This window comes from Oxalobacteraceae bacterium OTU3CINTB1, assembly GCA_024123955.1.
Classification (GTDB): Bacteria; Pseudomonadota; Gammaproteobacteria; order Burkholderiales; family Burkholderiaceae_D; genus Rugamonas.
On record CP099652.1, the window covers coordinates 1,565,267 to 1,585,715 of the forward strand.

Annotated in this window: 19 protein-coding genes; 8 read left to right on the forward strand and 11 right to left on the reverse strand. The window is 65.0% G+C overall.

Annotated elements, in window-relative coordinates:
- Window positions 1-2 precede the first annotated feature (2 nt).
- Together NHH73_06745 and NHH73_06750 are read left to right on the forward strand one after the other, a co-directional pair.
- Window positions 3-638, forward strand: a complete 636-nt coding sequence (locus NHH73_06745; protein ID USX27974.1) for a pilus assembly protein — start codon at window positions 3-5, stop codon at window positions 636-638.
- Window positions 638-2,020, forward strand: coding sequence for a VWA domain-containing protein (locus NHH73_06750; GenBank protein USX27975.1), 1,383 nt, complete (start codon window positions 638-640; stop codon window positions 2,018-2,020). The genes NHH73_06745 and NHH73_06750 overlap by 1 nt, the downstream gene beginning before the upstream one ends.
- Window position 2,021: 1 nt before the next feature.
- On the opposite strand, the gene NHH73_06755 is transcribed toward NHH73_06750, so the two are convergent.
- The 3 genes from NHH73_06755 to NHH73_06765 all read right to left on the reverse strand — a co-directional run bounded on the left by NHH73_06755 (window position 2,022) and on the right by NHH73_06765 (window position 4,426).
- Window positions 2,022-2,759: a thioesterase gene (locus NHH73_06755; protein USX27976.1), complete on the reverse strand. Its 738-nt coding sequence runs from the start codon at window positions 2,757-2,759 to the stop codon at window positions 2,022-2,024.
- A 17-nt stretch (window positions 2,760-2,776) separates the two neighbouring features.
- Window positions 2,777-3,442, reverse strand: coding sequence for a DUF3108 domain-containing protein (locus tag NHH73_06760; protein USX27977.1), 666 nt, complete (start codon window positions 3,440-3,442; stop codon window positions 2,777-2,779).
- A gap of 66 nt (window positions 3,443-3,508) precedes the next feature.
- Window positions 3,509-4,426 (reverse strand): LysR family transcriptional regulator, encoded by a 918-nt coding sequence (locus tag NHH73_06765; GenBank protein ID USX27978.1) that lies wholly within the window; start codon window positions 4,424-4,426, stop codon window positions 3,509-3,511.
- 117 nt (window positions 4,427-4,543) lie between these two features.
- On the opposite strand from NHH73_06765, the gene NHH73_06770 reads away from it, so the two are divergent.
- Entirely contained in the window at window positions 4,544-4,939 is a 396-nt protein-coding gene (locus tag NHH73_06770; protein USX27979.1) for a RidA family protein, read from the forward strand.
- A 13-nt stretch (window positions 4,940-4,952) separates the two neighbouring features.
- On the opposite strand, the gene torT is transcribed toward NHH73_06770, so the two are convergent.
- The gene (gene torT / locus NHH73_06775; protein USX27980.1) at window positions 4,953-6,098 is read right to left on the reverse strand and encodes a TMAO reductase system periplasmic protein TorT; all 1,146 of its coding nucleotides are present in this window, start codon (window positions 6,096-6,098) and stop codon (window positions 4,953-4,955) included.
- A gap of 19 nt (window positions 6,099-6,117) precedes the next feature.
- Window positions 6,118-6,996 carry a transporter substrate-binding domain-containing protein gene (locus NHH73_06780; protein ID USX27981.1) on the reverse strand — a complete coding sequence of 293 codons (879 nt, stop codon included), beginning with the start codon at window positions 6,994-6,996 and terminating at the stop codon, window positions 6,118-6,120.
- Between the two features lie 134 nt (window positions 6,997-7,130).
- Here NHH73_06780 and NHH73_06785 point away from each other — a divergent pair, with 134 nt between their 5' ends.
- The 5 genes from NHH73_06785 to NHH73_06805 all read left to right on the forward strand — a co-directional run bounded on the left by NHH73_06785 (window position 7,131) and on the right by NHH73_06805 (window position 15,524).
- Window positions 7,131-8,537 carry a hypothetical protein gene (locus tag NHH73_06785; protein USX27982.1) on the forward strand — a complete coding sequence of 469 codons (1,407 nt, stop codon included), beginning with the start codon at window positions 7,131-7,133 and terminating at the stop codon, window positions 8,535-8,537.
- A gap of 155 nt (window positions 8,538-8,692) precedes the next feature.
- Window positions 8,693-11,455 (forward strand): TonB-dependent receptor, encoded by a 2,763-nt coding sequence (locus NHH73_06790; protein ID USX27983.1) that lies wholly within the window; start codon window positions 8,693-8,695, stop codon window positions 11,453-11,455.
- 23 nt (window positions 11,456-11,478) lie between these two features.
- A complete protein-coding gene (locus NHH73_06795; protein ID USX27984.1) occupies window positions 11,479-12,459 on the forward strand; it encodes a glycerophosphodiester phosphodiesterase family protein in 981 nt (326 codons plus the stop codon).
- A 187-nt stretch (window positions 12,460-12,646) separates the two neighbouring features.
- The gene (locus NHH73_06800; GenBank protein ID USX27985.1) at window positions 12,647-14,824 is read left to right on the forward strand and encodes a phospholipase C, phosphocholine-specific; all 2,178 of its coding nucleotides are present in this window, start codon (window positions 12,647-12,649) and stop codon (window positions 14,822-14,824) included.
- Window positions 14,802-15,524: a PEP-CTERM sorting domain-containing protein gene (locus NHH73_06805; GenBank protein USX27986.1), complete on the forward strand. Its 723-nt coding sequence runs from the start codon at window positions 14,802-14,804 to the stop codon at window positions 15,522-15,524. Before NHH73_06800 ends, NHH73_06805 begins: the two co-directional genes overlap by 23 nt.
- A 61-nt stretch (window positions 15,525-15,585) precedes the next feature.
- Here NHH73_06805 and NHH73_06810 read toward each other — a convergent pair whose 3' ends face one another.
- The 6 genes from NHH73_06810 to NHH73_06835 all read right to left on the reverse strand — a co-directional run bounded on the left by NHH73_06810 (window position 15,586) and on the right by NHH73_06835 (window position 20,444).
- Window positions 15,586-16,413 (reverse strand): DUF1080 domain-containing protein, encoded by an 828-nt coding sequence (locus NHH73_06810; protein ID USX27987.1) that lies wholly within the window; start codon window positions 16,411-16,413, stop codon window positions 15,586-15,588.
- A gap of 32 nt (window positions 16,414-16,445) precedes the next feature.
- Window positions 16,446-17,912, reverse strand: coding sequence for a ribonuclease G (gene rng, locus NHH73_06815; protein USX27988.1), 1,467 nt, complete (start codon window positions 17,910-17,912; stop codon window positions 16,446-16,448).
- 62 nt (window positions 17,913-17,974) lie between these two features.
- Window positions 17,975-18,595 (reverse strand): Maf family nucleotide pyrophosphatase, encoded by a 621-nt coding sequence (locus NHH73_06820; GenBank protein ID USX27989.1) that lies wholly within the window; start codon window positions 18,593-18,595, stop codon window positions 17,975-17,977.
- 19 nt (window positions 18,596-18,614) lie between these two features.
- Window positions 18,615-19,085: a 23S rRNA (pseudouridine(1915)-N(3))-methyltransferase RlmH gene (gene rlmH / locus NHH73_06825; protein USX27990.1), complete on the reverse strand. Its 471-nt coding sequence runs from the start codon at window positions 19,083-19,085 to the stop codon at window positions 18,615-18,617.
- A 6-nt stretch (window positions 19,086-19,091) separates the two neighbouring features.
- Window positions 19,092-19,784, reverse strand: a complete 693-nt coding sequence (gene rsfS, locus NHH73_06830) for a ribosome silencing factor (protein USX27991.1) — start codon at window positions 19,782-19,784, stop codon at window positions 19,092-19,094.
- On the reverse strand, window positions 19,785-20,444 hold the full coding sequence (locus NHH73_06835; protein USX27992.1) for a nicotinate-nucleotide adenylyltransferase: 660 nt from the start codon (window positions 20,442-20,444) through the stop codon (window positions 19,785-19,787).
- Window positions 20,445-20,449: the final 5 nt, after the last annotated feature.

The following is a 20,449-nucleotide window of genomic DNA, read 5'->3' on the forward strand; positions in this document are numbered from 1 at the left end:
GTATGCCATCCCATATGCCACCGCGCATGCCGCGCCGCCGCGCCGGCGGCCTGGCCGCCGTCGAGTTCGCGCTGTGGCTGCCGCTGCTGCTGCTGCTGATCGTCGCGCTGGTCGACATCGCCCGCGGCGTGCAGGCCAATATGATCCTGATTAACCTGAGCAGGGAGGGCGCCAACCTGGCCTCGCGCGGCAAGCTGCAATTGTCGGAGAACGCGCAGGTCATCATCGGCCAGGTCGCCGCCTCGGGCTCGCCGCTGGAGATGAACGAGCGCGGCATGATTTACGTGACCCGCATCATGGGGCTGGCCAGCGGCAGCACCACGCGCAGCATCGTGCTCGAGCAGTACCGCTGGGACGACTCGGTCAACAACCGCGGCTTCCGCGTCAGCGGCTATGCGCCCACCAGCAAGATCTGGACGTGCGGCAGCTGGGCCGGCGCCGTGGCCGGCACCTGCGTGGTGCCGACCGGCGCCAACGCGCCGGCGGTGTCGCTGATGAGCGGCGCGCTGGCCGACGGCGAAGTGATCTACGTGGTCGAGACGTTCTACAAATTCAACATGGTGTTCGCGCCATTTTCCCTCGGTTCGGTGTCGACTTCGACCATCGGCCCCGATCTTTACTCGATGACGGTGTTCTGATGAGACGCTTTTCCAAACCCCAACAACGCGGCATGGTGACGGTGCTGCTGGCGATCTGCGTGACGGTGCTGATCGCGGCCGTCGGACTGGTCCTCAGCGCCGGCCTGAGCTACATGATCAAGTCCAAGCTTAACGCGGCCACCGACGCGGCCAGCTTGGCCGCCGCGCGCGCCACCAGCATCGGCGGCGACCAGGCCACGCAGACGGCTAACGCCCGGGCGGCGGCGACGCGGTTTTTCAACGCCAACTTCCCGGCCAACTATTTGTTGTCCACAGCGACGCTCAACGAGACCCAGGTGAGCTTCAACGGCGGCGAGGTGACGGTCAACGTCAGCGCATCGGCCACCATGCCGAGCGTGTTGATGGGCGGTGTCGTGTCCGGGCCGCTGTCGCCCAGTGTGCTGACCGAGACCAAGCGCAAGGATCTCGATATGGTCATTGCGCTTGACACCTCCGGTTCGCTCAGCGGCCAGGCGGCCACCGTGCGCAGCTCGGCCATCACCTTCCTGAAACAATTCAATACCAAGCTCGACCGGGTAGGGTTGCTGCACTTTTCCTACGGCGCGGTGGTGGATGATCCGATTCAGAAAATTGCCGGCCTACGCGGTTTCGATCGGGCCAGCATGACCACTCACATCCAGGCCTATTCGTTCAACGGCTCGACCGCCTCGCCAGAGGGCATGTATTGGGCGCGTGAGCAGATCAACAGCGTGCCGACGACTAACCTGAACCGCTCCAACCTGCGCGTGATCGTGTTCTTCTCGGACGGCGCGCCCAATTCCTTCGGCAGCTATCTGACGTGGAATAACGGTGTCAACTGCAAAACACCCGGCACGGTGACCACCGATGACGACGGTAGCGGCGAGCCTGGCGGCTTGTACAAACTCGACCAGCAATCCGACGACGTTGGCGGCGGCTGCACCCCGGAGACGGAGAACAACCCCACCTATCTGAAGAACCGCGCCTCCGCGCTGCCGGCTTTCTACAACGCGCACGTTCCGTATGACAGGTACATCGACCCGACGACGAAATACGAGTACCCGATCGTGACCAATTCGCCGCGCGTGGTGACCAAGGACATCACCTATCGCAACGTCAACCGCGCCGCGCGCAATCTGGTCGAGGCGATGGCTGCCAAGTCGCGCGACGAGGGCATTTACGTCTTCACGCTGGGGTTGGGGTCGGCGCTCAAGGTCGGCAGCGGCGCCGACGGCGAGAAAGGCGAGGACACGCTCAAGTGCATGGCCAACTCCACCGATGCGCCGAGCCGCTGCTTCAACGCTTCCAAGCCTATCGGCGTCTATTGTTACGCCGCCACCCAGGCCGACCTGACGCCTTGCTTCTCCAAGCTGGCCAGCGATATTCTCAAAATTACGAAGTAGATCACCAGCCCCCGGCGATCCGGCGCAGCGCTTCGCGCGCGACCGGCGCCGGCACCACGTGGGCGCCGTCGAATTCCGTGTATTGCACTTCGTACTCCTCGCGCGCCAGCTGGCTGGCGATGGCGCGTCCCTGCGTGACCGGCAGCACCTGGTCGCCGCTGCCGTGGGCGACGAACACGCGCGGCCGGCCGACGCGCCGCATCGGTTTCATGAAGCCGGGCGAAAACGCCACGATGTCGCTGAACAGATCCCCGTTCATCAAGCCCACCGACAGCGCGTAGGAAGCGCCGTCGGAAAAGCCGCCGATCACCAGCGCGTCCGGATCGACGCTGTATCGCCGCATGGTCCACGCCAGCACGCGGTCGAGGAAGGCCAGGTCGGGACCGTAGCCGCCCCGTATCACATCCCAGCTGTCGGTCAGCGAGCGCGGTATCAGCAGCAGCGCGCCGTGGCGTTGCGCGTGCGCGATGGCGCTGTCGTCGGCGCCGCCGAGCAATTGGCGCACGCCGTGCAGCAGCACGATCAATTGCAACGGACGCGCGGGCGCGCCGTCGACCGGGGACGGCACGTGCAGCACCGCCTGGCGGCCGTTGGCGAAGGCCAGCGTGTGGCGCCCTGGAGGCAGTTGCAGCGGCGGCGGCTGCTCGAGCAGCGCCAGCGGCCGCAACGCCGGACGGGCGCGCAGCCGGCCGTCGCTATGCGGGCCGGGCGGGGTCGGGGAAGGGGACTGCGTGACCACGGTGCGTCCCCACGCCGCTACTTGTTGCGGACGTAGGAGGTCAGCTCCCAGCTGTCGCGGTTGAAAGTGCGGCCCTGCCAGTCGGTGTCGCGGTAATCGAGCTTGACGAAGTTGTTCAGTTCCGGAGCGAACCAGACCGTCTCGGTCAGCTGGCCGTTGCCGCCGTTGCTGTTGGTTTCGTCGCCGCGGTAGAGCGCCTCGACCACCACCTTGATGGCGTCGAATTCGCCGGCCGGCGTCTTGATTTTTTCCCAGTCCAGCACTTTGCCCTTTATGCTGTAGCGCCAGTGCTTGCCCTGTTTCGGGTTGTCGCCGGTGACCTCGGTGTTCCATTCCTTGCCGGGCGTGAGCGGGAAGGCGTAGCGCGCGAACGACGGCGAGAAGTGCATCGCGCCACGGTCGACCGGGTTCATTTCGGGGCTGAAGAGCTGCTTGGCCACCAGCGCGTTGCCCGCCGCCCGCCGCACCTCCACATGCACGCCGGCGTCGTCGATGGCGGTCACCTCCATCTTGTTGACGTTGCCTTTGACGCCTTTCCAGACGTCCGTGTATTGGTAGGTCCAGGAGTCGCCGACGGCGGGCGTGGGCGTCGGCGCGGGCAGGTGGGCCTCGGCCAGTGCGAACGGTCCGGCCAGGACCAGGCAAAAGGCGATACAACTTTTCAAGGTGATGCTGTAGCGCATACTGTCTCCTTTAATTGTAATTTGTTCGACAACGTTATCACAATCCGAGACGCTCTCATCGGCTTTTCATCGGGCCCCGATGGGCGCATGCTCCTTCATCAGCTCGGCCACCCAGTCGATGAACACGCGCAGCCTGGTGCTGACGTAGCGGTTCTGCGGATACGCCACGTGCAGCGGCATGGGGGCGAGGCGCCAGTCCTCCAGCAGCGGCACCAGTTCGCCGCCGGCCACATGGGGTTTGGCCATATAGCGCGGCAGCCACAGCACGCCCATGCCGGCCAGGCCGGCCGCCAGATAGGCGTTGCCGTCGTCGACGGCGACCACGTAGCGGCCCTCGATGGTCAGCGTCTCGTCGCCGCGGCGCAACACCACCGGATAGGTCTTGCCGGTGCGGCCCCATAAAAAACCGACCACGCGGTGCGCGCCGTGTTCCAGCTCGCGCGGATGAGCGGGCGCGGCGTTGCGCGCCAGATACGCCGGCGCCGCGTATACGCCCAGTTGCAGGTCGCCGACGTGGCGCGCCTTCAACGACAGGTCGCGCAGTTCGCCGCCGCGTATCACGCAATCGACGCTCTCGCCGATCAGGTCGATCGTGCGGTCGCTGACGCCCATGTCGATTTGCAGGTCGGGATAGCGGGCGTGGAACGCCGGCAGCGCCGGCATCAGGATCATGCGCGCCAGCGGACTGGGGACGTCGATCTTGAGCTTGCCCTTGGGCTGGGCCGAGGCGTGGGACAGGCCCGATTCGGTGTCGTCGAGGTCGGCCAACAGGCGCACCACGCGCTCGTAATACGCTGCGCCGTCGGCCGTCACGTTGACCTTGCGCGTGGTGCGGTTGAGCAGCTTGACGCGCAGGCGCGCCTCGAGCTGCTGCACCAGCTGGGTGGCGCTGGTGCGGCTGATGTGGAGCGTCTCGGCCGCCTTCGTGAAGCTGCCGGTCTCCACCACCCGAACGAACGCCGTCATCGCATCGAACCTGTCCATGGCGTCTCCCTTATTGATTGTTTGGATTATACAAACAGTGATGGGATATTTCTGGCGTTTATCTTCGGTTTGATTGCCATTAGACTGGGGGTCTTCTAACAGTTTGAGGAGTTACCCATGGCAACCCGTGACGTTGTTTCCCCGCCAGGCCGCCACGCCCTGTATGAAAAGCACCGCTACTCGCCGGCCGTGCGCGCCGACGGCCTGCTGTTCGTGTCCGGACAGGTCGGCAGCCGCGGGGATGGCTCGCCGGAGCCGGATTTGAAGGCGCAGGTGCGGCTGGCGTTCCAGAACCTCAACGCGATCCTGGCCGCCGCCGGCTGCACATTCGATGATGTGGTCGACGTCACCATCTTCATGATCAATCCGGACCAGGTCTTCGAAATGATATGGGGCGACGTGGCGCCCGAGTTTTGGGGCCAGGCGCCGTTCCCGACCGCCACCGTGGTCGGCGTGACGTGGCTGGCCGGCTTCCAGTTCGAGATCAAGGTGGTGGCGAAGTTGCCCAAGTAATCCGGGCGGCGGCCTATTTGCGCGCCGGGTCGTAGGACAGCACCGTCTTGTAGCCGGCCGGCGCGATCGAGGTATCGAACGGGTAGGAGGCGTAGTTGAGGCGGTCGACCATGCCCAGTTCGACCAGGATGGTGTGCGGCGTCTCCTGGGCGCGCCGTTCCAGCAGGTTGACGGCGGCGTTGATGGCCACCCTGGTCTGGCTGACGCCCTTGGTGTCGGCCGCCGCGTCGATGTCGCCGTTATGGATCAGCCGTGCAATCTCGCCGGTGAGGTCGTAGGCGACCAGCCGCACCTTGCCGCTCAAGCCGGCCTGCCTGAGCGGCTCGAGCGCGGCCGGCGCGCAGCCGGTGCAGCCGAGGATGTAGTGGAGCTGCCCGCCATGCCTGGCCAGCAGCTCGGCCGCCAGCCGCTGCTGGCCGGCGAAATCGCTGTCGCCGTAGCGGATGTCGAGGATGTTGACCGGGATGGCCGCGTCCTGCGCCGCGATGCGGGTGCCGTCGACTTCCCCTTTGACCCAGCCCGCGCCCATGGGGCCGGGCAGCAGTGCGATGTTGATCGATTTCAGTCCGCGCCGCTGGGCGTCGCGCACCACCCAGCGGGTGGCCTCGAGGCCCATGCCGCGCAGCGAGCTGGTGACCTTGAGCGCCAGGTCCTCGCTGCGGCTGTCGTTGGCCAGCTCGATCACCGGAATGCCGGCGGCGCGCGCCTTGGCGATCGAGGCGTTGTTGGCCGTCATGCCGATCGGCGACAGCACGATGGCGTCGTATTTGCCGGCGATGGCCCGGTCCATCATGCGCAGCTGGCCGGCCAGGTCGTTATAGCCCTCGGCCGGCAGGATGTCGGCGGCCACGCCCAGGCGTTTGGCTTCGCTGACCACGCCATAGGCGCAGCCGCCCCAGTAGGGGTCTTTCAGGTGGGGGAACAGGAAGGCGATGCGCCAGTGCTTGCTGGCAGGCGCCGCCATGCGGTACTTGCCTGGCACCACCCGGCCGCTGGCGAGGGCGTCGTCTGCCGAGCCGTTGGGCTGTACCGGACGAAAGATCGACAGCACCGGGATCGGCGCGAACCTGGGCGGTTGCGCGAACGGCGCCGGCGCGGCGACGGCGCTCGCCGCCGCGCCGAACAGGCCAAGCAGCAGCGACAGGCGGGGTGGGGGCATCAACATGGTCGGGCAGCTGTCATGGAAAAACGGGTCGGAAAGGAGGGTGCGGGCCGGCGGGGCAGGGCTTATTGTACGCGGCCGCGGTGGCGCCGGCTTCCCTCGAACGGCCATCGGCGGCCGCGCCGGTTGGGGCCAGCACGCCGTGCCGGGCCGCCAGGCGGGCGAATTCGCCCGAGCGCACCATCTCGGTGAACAGCGCGCTGTACCGGTCGCGCGCGGCCGCGAACGCGGCGCCGCGCGGGAAGGCGAGATAACCGTCCAGCTGCGCGATGGCGGGACACAGCGCGATCAGGCGTCCGCTGTCGCGCAGCGTGCCGATCAGCGCGGCGTTGTTGCGCTCATTGGTCGCCAGCAGGTCGACCCGTCCGTGCATCAGCATTTGCACGCCGTGCTCCAGCTGATTGACCTCGCTGATGTTGAGCCCCGGCTTGGCTTGATCGAAGCGGGCGCCGTAGTGCCAGCCGCGCACGGCGGCGATGCGGGTGGCGTCGAGCGGGCCGAATTCGCCGCGCCATGGCGGGTTGGTGCCGCTGCGCGCATAGAAAACCATGCGGTCGCGGTAGAAGGGCAGGTCGACAAAGGCGAACTGTTTGTCCCGTTCGGGCGATTTGTAGGGACCGATCAGGATGTCGGCCTGGGCGCGTTGCACCATGGCCTGCGAGCGCGCCCACGGATAGACCCCAAAGCGCACCGTATCGCCCGCGCGCGCGGCCAAGGTGCGCAGCAGGTCCACGCCCAGCCCCTGCCATTGGCCGTCGGCACCCTGCTCGAAGATCAGGTCGAAGCGCGCGCCGACGGCCAGGCGCTCGGCGGCCGAGGCCTGCGGCGCGCCGAGGCCGACGGCGGCGCAGAGCATGGCCAGCGAGGCCAGTATCAGGTTTGTGATTGCACTCATGAACAGGTTTCTTACAAGCACGGGACGGCCCCAGTCTAGCATGCTGTTATTGCAAAGCACTCGTGCCGATTTCATGCCGCTGTCACAAACGCTATCTATACTTGCCCAGTTAAAACGGAAGTAAGCGGATGTCCATGGAAGCATTAGCGATCAAGCCCGGCGAACATTCGTTCCTGGCGGCCCATCGTGACCACTTCATGGAAGCGATGTCGCGCGTTCTGGCCAGCCGCACGTTCTCGAAGAGCGCCAGGCTGTCGGCATTCTTGCGCTATGTGTGCATGACCACCGCCGAGGGTGGTGAGAAAGTCCTGTGCGAACAGAATATCGGCACTGCGGTCTTCGGCCGTCCGGACCATTACAATCCTTCCGACGACACCATCGTGCGCAGCAGCGCGCGCTTGCTGCGCCAGCGCCTGGCCACGTACTACGAGGAGGAAGGGCGCGATGACCGCTTCCGCATCAGCATTCCACGCGGTTCCTATGTGCCGGTGCTGGTCGCCGCGCCGCCGTCGGCCGCGCCCGGGGTGCAGCAGGTCGTGGCAGCGCCCGCCGACGCCGGGCCGCCGGCTGAAACGCCGATGCCGGTCCCGCCGCCCGGCAGCGGGCCTGACGCGCCCGCTACGCCCGTCGCGCCCGCTATTACCCAGTCCCGGTCCACCCTCGCCATTCCCGCTGCGGTCATGGCCGTATCTACGCCGGTGCGTCCGCGCTGGCTGTTCGTGCTGCTGGCGATCCCGTTGTTGGCGGGCCTTGCCTTCTGGCTGCTCGGAGGCGGTCGGGCAACGCCCGCCGACGCCAGCGACCGCTTCTGGGCGGCCATGCTCTCGGGCGATACCGACACCTCGCTGATCGTGGCCGACAACGGCTTGGTGATGTACCAAAGCGAGGTTCACCGGCAGGTCGAGCTGAGCGATTACAACACGAATTATCCCGGTGATGCCGACACCGCCGGCGCGGCCAAAAGCGTGGCCCACTATGGCGCGCGCCGCTACACCGCCATGTCCTCGGTGACCCTGGCGTCCGAGCTGGGCAAGCGGGCGCGCGCCGCGCCGCAGCGTTTCCACGTTCGCTTCGCGCGCGATGTGCATCTAGCCGATCTTAAACACGGCAACGCTATCCTGGTCGGCGTCGAGAACTCCAATCCGTGGTGGGCCTTGTACCGCAAGCAGTTCAATTTCCACATCGACTGGGACCCGCTGTCCGGCGATTACACCATCCGCAACGATCGCCCGCGCCAGGGTGAACAAGCCGTCTACGCGTTTTCCGGGCGCGATCCGGGCCGGCGCGGCTACGCGCTGATCGGCTTGAAGCGCAACCTCGGTGGCGACGGTTATACGCTGCTGCTCGGCGGCACCACCTCCGCCGGCACCGACGCGGCCATCGAGTACCTGATGAGTCCGGCCTCGATGGCGCCCGTGATGAAGCAGGCCCTGCGGCCGGACGGTTCGATCGCCGACTTCGAGGTGCTGCTGCAATGCGTGTTGCAGGCCAACGGCAGCACCGATATCCAGGTGCTCGGCCTGCGCGTCAAGCCGTCCTGACGCGCCATGTGCGGCCGGTTTCACGGTGATTTTTCACCGTGAAACGGAAAAGCACCTGCGAACCGCGCTCTACACTGCACAGCGTTGAAAGCGTCCCGACCGCACCGGCCGGGAGCCCGCGTTTCGCGCCACTATCTGGATCGGAGAGCATGACCATGCAATACACCATTTCCAAACGCCGCCGGTTGATGGCCACCTCGGCGCTTGCGCTGGGCTTCGTGCTCGACGCCCGCGCGCAGGACGGCACGGCCAGCCCGGACGGGGCGGCGCCGACGGCCGTCGTCAACGTCACCGGTATCAAGCGCGCCTATCTGAGGGCCATCGAAAGCAAACTCGACCGCAATGGCATCGCCGATGTCGTCAGCGCCAACGAGGTGCAGGGCTTGCCGGACAACACCATCGTGGAGACCCTGCGCCGCGTGCCCGGCCTGTCGGTGCTGCCGACGCTGGACAACGAACATCCGCGCGACGAGGCGGCCACGCCGGTGCTGCGCGGCCTCGGCGCCGCCTACAACAATGTCACCATCGACGGTTCGCCGCTGGCCTCGCCCGGCACGCCAAACGGCAACCTCGGCTCGATCGGCCGGGGCGTGCGGCTCGATTTGCTGCCATCGTCGATGATCAGCGAACTGGTGGTGTCGAAGACCTTCTCGGCCGACCAGGAACCGAACGCCATCGGCGGCGCCATCGACCTCAAAACCCGCAGCGCCTTCGAGCGCGGCGGCAAGCCGTTCTTCACGTTCGAAGGTTCGGGCGGCGCCGCCAGCGACAACTCGCGTCCGCGCGACCAGGATCGCGTCGGCCAGCGCGCGGTGGGCACCGGCAGCTTCACCTTCGGCCCGGCGCGCCAATACGGCGCGGTGGTGTCGACCAATTACCAGAAGCTGCAGACGAGCACCGACACCCACATGACCACCGACACGGTGTTCGAAAATTTCTACGACAGCAAAGGCAACCGCCTCAGTGGCAACAATCTAGGCAACGGCTACGCCGTCCCGCAGCAGGACAAATACTGGTATGTGCAGGATGCTCGCACCCGCCTCGGCCTGACGGTCAAGCTGGAAGCCAGGCCGAACGACCAGGTCTACGGCTTCCTGACGGCCGGCTATTACCGTTTCCGCGACCTGATGCAGCGTAATGAAAATTTGATCGACCCGCGCAACACGGCGTTGGTCTTCAACCAGACGCCGACGTCCGGTTCCTACCCCGGCGCCGACGTCGAGGTCGGCTTCTCGCAGCAGGACATGACCAGCGCCACCAAGCTGTTGCAAAGCGGCGCCGACTGGAAGATCGACGACAGCCAGACCGTGAGCTTGCGCGCCAACGTCTCGCGCGCGACGTACCGCGAGCCGATCCAGATGATCAAATACGCCACCAACGCCAGCTACAGCGCGCCCGGCATTGGCGGCGCCACGCCGGTGGCGACGCCGGAGTACGCGTTCAACTACGACACCAGCGGCCTGAATCATTCGTTCAACGTTTCACCGGCGGCCTACAACAACCTGGCCAACTACAAGCTGCTGTATTACCGCGACAACTATGTCCGTTCGGCAACTGATACCATCGGCAACGTACGCGCCGACTACCGCCGCAACTTTGACCGGCCGGGCCTGGGCTTTGCCGCTGGCGTGTCGTACACGCTGGACCGGCCGAGCTACAACATCTTCCGCAACGACATGCAGCCCAACACCGGCATGCCGGCGCTGACCCTGGCCGGCGTCACCGGTCCCGACGCGCCGCTGAAGTACAACCGGAGCGGGCTCAACTTGATCACCATCGATCCGCAGGCTGCGCTGGCGCAGATCGCCGCGCTGCGGGCTGCCGGCGGCTTGAACACCACCAACCAGGTCAACTTCAGCAACCAGGACAACTTCGAGCACGTGGAAAAAACCGTCGGCGCCTACGCACAGGTGAGCTTCAACGCGGACAAGTGGAAAACGCTGTTCGGCCTGCGCGAGGACCGCACCGAACAGGAAACCAACGGCCGCGCGCTCGTTGCCGGCAGCTGGGTGGGCTTGCCGACCAGTTCAAGGTACGACTTCCTGCTGCCGTCGGCGCAGGTGACCTACCAGGCCACGCCGGAACTGGATATCCGCGCCGCCGCCAGCCAGACCATCGGCCGGCCGACCTACGATTCCTACGCCGCGCGCACGTCGATCAGCTTCGTCAACGTCGGCGACGCCGGCAATCCGAACGCCCAGGGCGTCACGGTCACGGTGGGCAACCCGCAGATCAAGCCGCGCCTGTCGACCAATACCGACCTGGCGCTGAACTACCGCTTGCCCAAGGCGGCCAACGGCCTGCTGTCGCTGGCGGTGTTCAACAAGGATATCCGCGACGAGATCTTCAACCAGTCCTCGCTCGGCTACACCTATCAGGGCGTGACGTACGCCAACGCGCTGGTGTCGATGCCGGCCAATGCGTCGGACGCCTCGGTTAGGGGCGTGGAGGCGGCAGCCGTCGTCAATTCGCTGGGCTGGGTGCATCCGGTGCTGGCGGACGTCGGTTTCAGTGCCAACTGGAGCTTGCTGGACGGCCAGATGAGCGTGCTGAAGGCCGCCGGTGGGATGCGCCGCCTGGACCGCCTGGTGGGCCAGCCCGACCAGACGCGCAACCTGACGGTGTTTTATGCGCGCAGGGCACTGGAGCTGCGCGCCGCCTATAACTACCAGGGCAAGGCGCTGCGCTCGATCGTGCCCGATATCGCCTGGCAGGACCTGTACTGGGCGCCACGCGCGCAGGTCGACCTGCAGGCCAGCTACAGGATAGCCCCGGAGTGGACCGTGTTCGGCCAAGTGCAAAACCTCAACCGCCGCCGCATGACCAGCTACACCGGCCCTGCCCAGAACCTGCTCAAGGACACCTACTCGGTGCCGATGGTCGCCTGGATCGGTCTTCGCTATACCCCGAACTTTTAATTTTCAGACCGGATCCGCGACCCATGAATTCTTTATTTTCCCTTTCGCGACTGGCCATGTTTGCGCTGGCCGCGCTGAGCGCCGCCTCCGGCGCCGCAGCGACCAGGGCCGAGCAGATCCGCCAAAAGCTGCTCGATCCGGCCGCCGGTGTGTTTATCGTCGCCCACCGGGGTTGCCACAACGCCTCGCCCCGGCTGGACCTGGCCGCCGTGCCGGAAAACTCCCTGCCGGCGCTGGAGCACTGCGTGCTGCTGGGCGTCGACATGATGGAGCTCGACGTGCGGCGCGCGGGCGACGGCACCCTGGTGGTGATCCACGACGCCACGGTCGACCGTACCACCGACGGCCACGGCAAGGTGTCCGCGATGACGCTGGCACAGCTCAAAGCCCTGCGCTTGAAGCAGAACCTCGGCGGTGCCATGTCGCCCGAGCCGACCAGCGAAAGCGTGCCCACGCTGGCCGGGATGCTGGAGGCGGCCAAGGGCCGGATCATGCTCAACCTGGATATCAAGGACGACGACATCTACGCGCAGACGATCGCCGAGGCCGTCAAACACGGCATGGGCCAATATGTGCTGGTCAAGAGTTTCGTCGATGAGCGAACGGCGCAAGCGGTGGCCGACCAACCGCCATTCGCGTCGGTGCCCTACATGCCGATCATCGGTCCGTGGTCCGGCGCGCGCCAGGCCCAAAGCGGGGCGCGGATCGTCGAGCGGCAGCTTGCGGGGCGGCGCAAGCCGGTCGGCGTGGAGTTGGTGTTCCTGCCGTCGGCGCAGCTCCAGCCGCTGCGCGAACTGGTGTCGCAAGCCAAAATCAGGCTATGGGCCAACAGCCTGACGGCGGTCGGCGTGATCAGCGTGATCGGCATGGGCGGTGACCTGGAAGCGCTGCGAACCTCCGGCAAGACCTGGGGCACGCTGTTCTCAGCCGGTGTCGACACCATCCAAACCGACGAGCCGGGACCCTTGCTCGACTATCTGGAGCACGAGGGCATCAAGCATTGAGGCAAGGAAAGGATTGTTACCGAAATAAGAAAGTGCAGTAAATGCATGGCATGTCATCAACATTTCATCGTTGGTGCATAAGCTGTTGTCTTGCATGACCGCCGTTTTCGTGTTTCCCCCGACAATCGACCTGGATCAATCAAATGCATATTTTTAAATTTGCGCTCGCCTGCACGCAGGTGCATGCATGAGCCGCCGTGACTTCCTCCGCACAATGGGCAAGTCGGCCGGCGCCAGTGCCGTGCTGGCGACGTTTCCACCGTCCATCCAAAAGGCGCTGGCCCTGCCCGCCAACCAGCGCACCCGCAGCCTGCAGGATGTCGAGCATATCGTCGTGCTGACGCAGGAGAACCGCAGCTTCGACCATTACTTCGGCACCCTGGAAGGGGTAAGGGGATTCGGCGATCCGTTCCCGATTCCCGTGATGGACCGGCAAAACCTCTTCAATCGCAAATCGGTCTTCGTGCAGCGCTCTGCCGGCGGGGCGCCGGTGCCCGGCCGGCCCAACTGGCCACAGGGCCGCGCCATCGCGCCGTTCCGGCTCAACACGGTGCAGGACTTCCCCGTCATGCGCGTGGCCGGGACGCCACATAGCTGGCTCGACGCCCAGCTGGCGTGGGACCACGGACGGATGAACGACTGGTGCGCGGTCAAGCAGAACCACTCGATGGGCTATTACGCCGACGCCGACATTCCCTTCCAGTTCGCGCTCGCGCGCGCCTTCACCATCTGCGACCACTATCACTGCGCCACGCAGACCGGCACCAACACCAACCGGCTGTTCCTGTTTTCCGGTCACAACGATCCCCTGGCGGCCGCCGGCGGCCCGTCGACCGACAACAGCCGCGACGACTTCAATCCGGACATGTCCACCGACTACTTGTGGACCACCTATCCGGAGCGGCTCGAGGCGGCGGGCGTCAGCTGGCAGGTCTACCAGAACATGGCGGACAACTTCACCGATAACTCGCTGGCGGGATTCCGCTCCTTCCGCAACGCGTGGTACCGCCGGCCGGGCTATTCGCAAGCCCTGCGCGAGCGCGGCACCACAACGCGCGACCTCGACCTGCTGAGAGCCGACGTGCTGGCCAACCGCCTGCCGCAGGTCAGCTGGGTCGTCGCCACCGCCGAAGGCTCCGAACACCCGGGCCCCTCGAGTCCCGCGTCGGGCGCCGACTACATCGCGCGCGTGCTGGACGCCCTGACCGCCAATCCCGAGAGCTGGAGCAAGACGGTGCTGCTCATCAACTTCGACGAGAACGACGGCTTCTTCGACCACATGCCACCGCCGGCGGTGCCGGCGTACACGAGCTACAGCAGCAATCCGGCGCAGTCGCAGCTGGCCGGCGCGTCGACCGTCGACACGACCGGCGAGTACCATCACGTGCTCAACGGCGCCGACGCACGGACCCACCATCGCCCCTACGGTCTCGGGCCGCGCGTGCCGATGTATGTCATCTCGCCGTGGACCAAGGGCGGCTGGGTCAATTCGCAGGTCTTCGACCACACCTCGGTGATACGTTTTATTGAGGCGCGTTTCGGTGTGCGCGAGCCGCTGATCAGCCCATGGCGCCGCGCGGTGAGCGGCGACTTGCTGTCCTGTTTCGACTTCGCCAACCCGAACGACAACGGCTTCAAGCAACTGCTGCCGGAAACGGCTGCGCGGCGTTCGATGGCGCTGAGCCTGCCAAACACCAAGGTACCCGCCACGCCGGCCACCCTGACGGCGCCCGTCCAGGCCGCCGGCGTGCGTCCGGCACGCGCGCTGCCCTACGAGCTGCAGGTGCAGGCGCAGGTGCCGGCGGGCGGCGGCCTGGTGGAGCTCAGATTCGACAACCTGGGCGAAGCCGGGGCGGTGTTCCACGTGTACGACCGCCTGGCGTTGGAGCAGGTCCCGCGCCGCTATACGGTCGAACCCGGCAAACAGCTGACCGGCCGCTGGAACACCGCAGCCGCCTACGATCTGTGGATACTGGGACCGAACGGCTTCCATCGCCACATCGTCGGGGACGTGCGCGGTGCGGGCAACGCCGCATGGCCGGAGATCAGCGTGCGCGCCGACCGCAGAGCCGGCGAGCTGCTCATCGACCTGGTCAACAATGGCGCGCAACCGTGCACCTTTGAACTGACCGCCAACAAGTATTACGCGAACAAGCCGATGGAAGTGCGCGTCGTCGCACGTTCGCGGAGCAGCGTCCGGCTGCCGCTGGCATCGAGTTCCAACTGGTACGACTACAGCGTGCGCGTGGCTGGCTTGCCGGGCTGGTTGCGCCGCTTCGCCGGCCACCTGGAAAACGGCTTGCCGTCGATCAGCGACCCGGCGATCGGCGGGGCAGCGCAACTTGACCAGTACCGCGTGGTTTGACTTTTACAAGGAGCTTTTCATGAAGTGCAAATTTCTCGTCGCCGCGGCCTTGTTCGCCGTGGCATGTAGCGGTCAGGCTGCCGTCACGTACGGCCAGAACCTCATTGTCAACGGCGATGCCGAAGCAGGCCTGACCGGCTGGACCGGGTATTCGGATTACAACAATTTCCAGGCGGTGGACTATGGCAACAACTGGGTGCTGCCGACCCAGCCTGGCCCGGTCGATCGCGGAACCAAGATGTTCGCCGGCTTCGGGCAATATGCCGTTGGCGTACAGACGCTGGACTTCGGCGTGCCGACGGCCCAGAACAGTTCCTATTCCCTGAGCGGATGGCTCGGCGGCTGGACCGACCAGGGCGACAACGCCCTGTTCTATGTGCAGTTTCTCGATGCGGGGAACAATGAGATAGGAAGCGCCGCGATCGGTCCCGTCACCCCGGCGGATCGCGGCAACCAGACCGGCCTGTTCTACCGGGAAGCCTCAGGAATCATGCCTGCTGGCACCAGCAAGCTATCGTTCTGGCTGTCGATGGAGCGTTTGGTTTCGGGCGACAACGATGGCTACGCGGATAACCTGTCCTTCATCGCGCGGAATACTGTCAGCCCGGTACCCGAACCAGGCATGGCGGCGATGTACTTGCTGGGCTTGGGCATGTTGGGCGGGGCACTCCGCCGCAACCGGCGCGTGCGCATGTCGTAATTGCGGCCATACGGCGTCGCGCAACTGCGCGAACGCCGTTGTTGCCTAGGCATTGCTGTGCCTAAAGCGTTTCATCGAGTGGCAGGATTTCGATCCGGCGAAATTCCGTTGGATGCGTTTCCGCCTGGATGGCGATGTAGCCGCTTTCCAACATCTGGGGGAAGCCCTTCGCCATCAGTGCGCGACTGTGGGAATCGCGGGGGTCGAGCTGAGGCTGGCTGTAGCTGATCACGGTCTCGCCATCAAGGATATGCTTGATTAATTTTCCACCGCGAACTTCAACCTCGATTGTTACCCATTCGTCTCCCATATACACCTTCGATTTGGCCGACGTGCGGTGGGTCGTCGTGAGCTGCCCGTTGAAGACCGCTCTGGTGTGCGGGGTGCAGAACGATCCGTTGTTCTGGTCACCGGGTCCGCCTCCACCAAGCATCTGCACCTCAATCGACGCGGGAAAGTCCTGGTCGAGTTCCATGGTATCTGGCGGCTCGCTAAAAATCATGATGCCGTTATTGCGAAAGCCCCAGCCCGGAGCGCCCGCGAGCTGTTTGCCGACGAAACGATATTCCGCCCGAATGCGGTAGTGCGACAGCTTCTGCTTCCAGAACAGGTGACCGAATTCGCCGTTGAATTTGTCGTACTCGCTGTAGTCTACTTTGAGAATGCCGTTTTCAACCTTGAATGTGTTTTTGTAGTTGACGCCGGCCTGATGGCCTTTGAACTTCGGGGTCCAGCCGGATAAGTCTTTCCCGTTGAATAGCTGAATCCACGTGGCTTGGTTAAGCTGCGGCGCGTTGGCGCTCTTTGATTCAAGCGAGTTGCTGTGGACACCAACACACCCCGTCAACGCAAACGCGCAAAGAAGGGGTGTCAGTTTTATTTTCTTCATTGCCCATCTCCAGATGGCGGTTGCTGATCAGACTACATCAAAATCACGTCGTACTGCTCCTGGTGGTACGCCGTCTCCACCTGCAACGAGATCTTCTTGCCGATGAAATCCCCCAGCATCGCCAGGTGCTGCGACTCCTCCTCGAGGAACATGTCGACCACTTCCTGCGAAGCGAGGATGCGGAATTCGCGCGGATTGAACTGCTTGGCTTCGCGCAGCAGTTCGCGCAGGATCTCGTAGCAGATGGTGCGCGAGGTTTTCACTTGCCCCTTGCCGGCGCAGGCCGGGCAGGGCTCGCACAGGATGTGCGCCAGCGATTCGCGCGTGCGCTTCCTCGTCATCTCCACCAGTCCCAGCGCCGAGAAGTTCGACACCGAGACCTTGGTGCGGTCGCGCGACAAGGTCTTTTTGAGCTCCTGCAGCACGGCGTTGCGGTGCTCGTTGTTCTCCATGTCGATGAAGTCGAGGATGATGATGCCGCCCAGATTGCGCAGGCGCAGTTGGCGCGCGATCGCGTGCGCCGCCTCCAGGTTGGTCTTGAAGATCGTGTCGGCGAAATTGCGTCCGCCGACAAAGCCGCCGGTGTTGACGTCGATGGTGGTCATCGCCTCGGTCTGGTCGACGATCAGGTAGCCGCCCGATTTGAGGTCGACACGCCGGCCCAGCGCACGCAGGATCTCTTCCTCGACGCCATACAGATCGAACAGCGGCCGCTCGCCGGTGTAGTGCTGCAAGCGTGGCAGCACGCCAGGTGTGTAGGCCTTGCCGAATTCGACCAGGTTCAGGTAGTTCTCGCGCGAGTCGACCTGGATGGTGGCCGTGTCGTCGTGGACGAAGTCGCGCAGCACGCGCTGCGCCAGGCTCAAATCCTGGTGCAGCAGGGTGGTGGCGGGGCGCGTCTTGGCGCCGTGGACGATGGCGCCCCAGGTCTTGCGCAGGTATTCGACGTCGGCGGCGATGTCGGAGTCCGACGCGTCCTCCGCCTGCGTGCGCACGATGTAGCCGCCTTTTTCGTCGGCCGGCAGCAGGCTTTGGAGCCGCGTGCGCAGCGCTTCGCGCTCCGATTCCTTTTCGATCTTTTGCGAGATGCCGATGTGGGCGTCCTGCGGCAGGTACACCAGCATGCGGCCGGCGATGGAGATCTGCGTCGACAGGCGCGCGCCCTTGGTGCCGATCGGGTCCTTGATGACCTGCACCGTCAGCACCTGGCCGTCGAACAGGATTTTTTCGATCGGGGTGGGGGCGGCGTTCTGGCCGCCGTCGTGCGGGCGCGCCTCCCAGATGTCGGCCACGTGCAGGAAGGCGGCGCGTTCGAGGCCGATGTCGATGAAGGCCGATTGCATGCCGGGCAGCACCCGCACCACCTTGCCCGAGTAGACGTTGCCGGCCAGGCCGCGCGTGAGCGTGCGTTCGATGTGCAGCTCTTGCACGGCGCCTTGCAAAATCAGGGCGACCCGGGTTTCCTGCGGGGTGATGTTGATCAGGATGTCTTCGTTCATTTGTCTCGGCGGCCGGCTGGCGCGGCTTCTGTGGCTATGTGAAGACTGATCATACACGCCACTTACGGCAGCGGCAAACCCGCCTGCCGCAGCAACTGCGCCGTCTCGTACAGCGGCAGGCCCATGATGCCGGAATGGCTGCCGGCGATATGTTCGATGAATTGCGCGGCGGGCCCCTGGATGCCGTAGCCGCCGGCCTTGTCGTACGGTTCGAGCGTGGCGCAGTAGGCGGCGATGGCGGCCGGCGACAGCACGCCGAAACGCACTTCCGACACTTGCGTGATTTGCCCGGTGAAGTCGGCCGAATGCACGGCGATGGCGGTCAGCACCTGGTGGGTGCGGCCGGACAGCTGCGTGAGCATGGCGCTGGCTTCGGCGCGGTCGGCCGGCTTGCCGAGGATTTGGCCGTCGATGGTGACGGTGGTGTCGGCGGTGAGCACGGCGCGCGGCTTGAGGTGGCGGCGCTGCACCAGGTTGTAGCCGAAGGCGGCTTTTTCCTGGGCCACGCGGGCCACGTAGTCGAGCGGCGCTTCGCCTTCGATGACGTTTTCGGTGACGTCGGCGCCGCGCGGGCCGTCGGCGCGCAATAACAATAATTCAAAATCGATGCCGATCTGGCGCAGCAGTTCGCGCCGGCGCGGGCTTTTGGAGGCGAGGTAGATCTTCTTTTCGACGAATTTCATTTGATATTTTCTGACGCCGTCAAACCCGGTGGTAAGGATGATTTTGGGTGATCGACCAGGCGCGATACAGTTGTTCGGCCAACAATACCCGTACCATACCATGAGGGAGCGTCATACTGGAAATCCGGATCAGGCCTTCGGCGCGCGCCTTGAGCTCCGGATCGAGGCCGTCGGCCCCGCCGATCAGGAAGGCGGTGTCGCGCCCGTCCTGCTGCCAGGCTTCCAACTGCTGCGACAGGCCGACCGAGGTCAGGTCCTTGCCACGTTCGTCGAGCGCGATGATGCGCACCGATTTTGGCAGCGCCGCCTCGATGCGCTCGCGTTCGAGCGCCATCGCGGTGGCAGCGGTTTTGCTGCCCGAACGGTCGACCGGCTTGATTTCCTTGAGCACGATCTTCAGTTCCGGCGGCATGCGCTTGGCGTATTCGGCGAAGCCCGTTTCGATCCAGGCCGGCATTTTATGGCCGACCGCAGCGATGATCAGCTGCATCGTGGATTATTCCGCGACTTTTTTGATACGCTTGATGACCGTCTTGGCCGGTGCTTCGTCGGCTTTCGGCTTGGCGGCCTTTGGCGCTTTCGGCTTCGGTGGCAGGGCTTTCAGCGCTTCGGCCGAGGCGACAGCGCTCTTGGTCTTGCCGACCTTGATCGTTTTGCCGACCGGGATCGCGGCCTTCTTGGCAGCTGGCTTCTTCTCGGCGGCCGGTTTGGCGGCGGCGGCTTTGCGGGCCGGGGTCTTCTTCTCGATCACCGGCGAGGCGTCGACGGCTTTTTTGCCGGCGGCCAGGTGGCTGGAGATTTTCTTCGGCTCGTCGGCTTCCTCGCCTTCCTTGGTCGACTTGCGCTTGGCGGCGCCCAGCTTGACCGGCTTGTCGCCCCAGATCTCTTCCAGGCGGTAGTAGGCGCGGATCGGCGCTTGCATGATGTGGACGATCATGTCGCCCAGGTCGACCAGCACCCATTCACCGGTGTCCTCGCCTTCCATGCCGTAGACGTCGCCGCCGGCGGCCTTGACCTTGTCGCGCACCGAGGCGGCCAGCGCCTTGGTTTGGCGGTTGGAGGTACCGGAGGCGATGGCGATGCGGTCGAACAGGCTGGTCAGGTGGGTGGTGTCGAACAGCGTGATGTCTTGTGCCTTGACGTCTTCGAGGGCGTCAACGACGAGGGATTGCAGTTTTTTGATGTCCATTTAGCTTTTGTATAGATTGTGTTGTTCAATATAGTCTAGCACTAGCGGCGGGATAAGCGAGTTTGCCTGTTCCCCCCGTTGTAATGCCGCACGTATTTCGGTGGCGGAGATATCCACCGCGAAGTCTTGTGCCAGATAAGTCAGACCGTGCGGCGTGTTGCGGATTTGTTCAGGCGTTCCCAAACGGCTGGAGAACGCCGCGGCGACCGCCGGCGGAAGGCCGGCGGCGCCTATGTCGAAGCCAGGGCGGGCCGCTACGCAGATATGGGCGTAATCGAACAGCGCCTGCCATTCATTCCAGGTGTCGAGCCGCTGGAGCTGGTCGGCGCCCATCACAAAGGCGATGCAAGCGTCCGGTCCCAGCTCGGCGCGCACCAGGCGCAGCGTCTCGATGGTGTAGGTCGGCAGGCCGCGCGCTGCGCGCTCGATTTCCTGCATGTCGATGGCGACGTCGAACGGCTGACCCTTGAAAGCGATGGCCACCATCTCGGCGCGCTGTTCGGGCGTCGCCTTGAGCATGGCTTTTTGCCACGGCAGGCCGGCCGGAATCACGCGCAGCTGGTCCACTTGCAGCAGTTGCGCGAAATAGGCGCCGAGGGCGATATGACCGTGGTGGACCGGATCGTAGCTGCCGCCCAGCAGTGCTACCCGCTGTGCCATGGCCT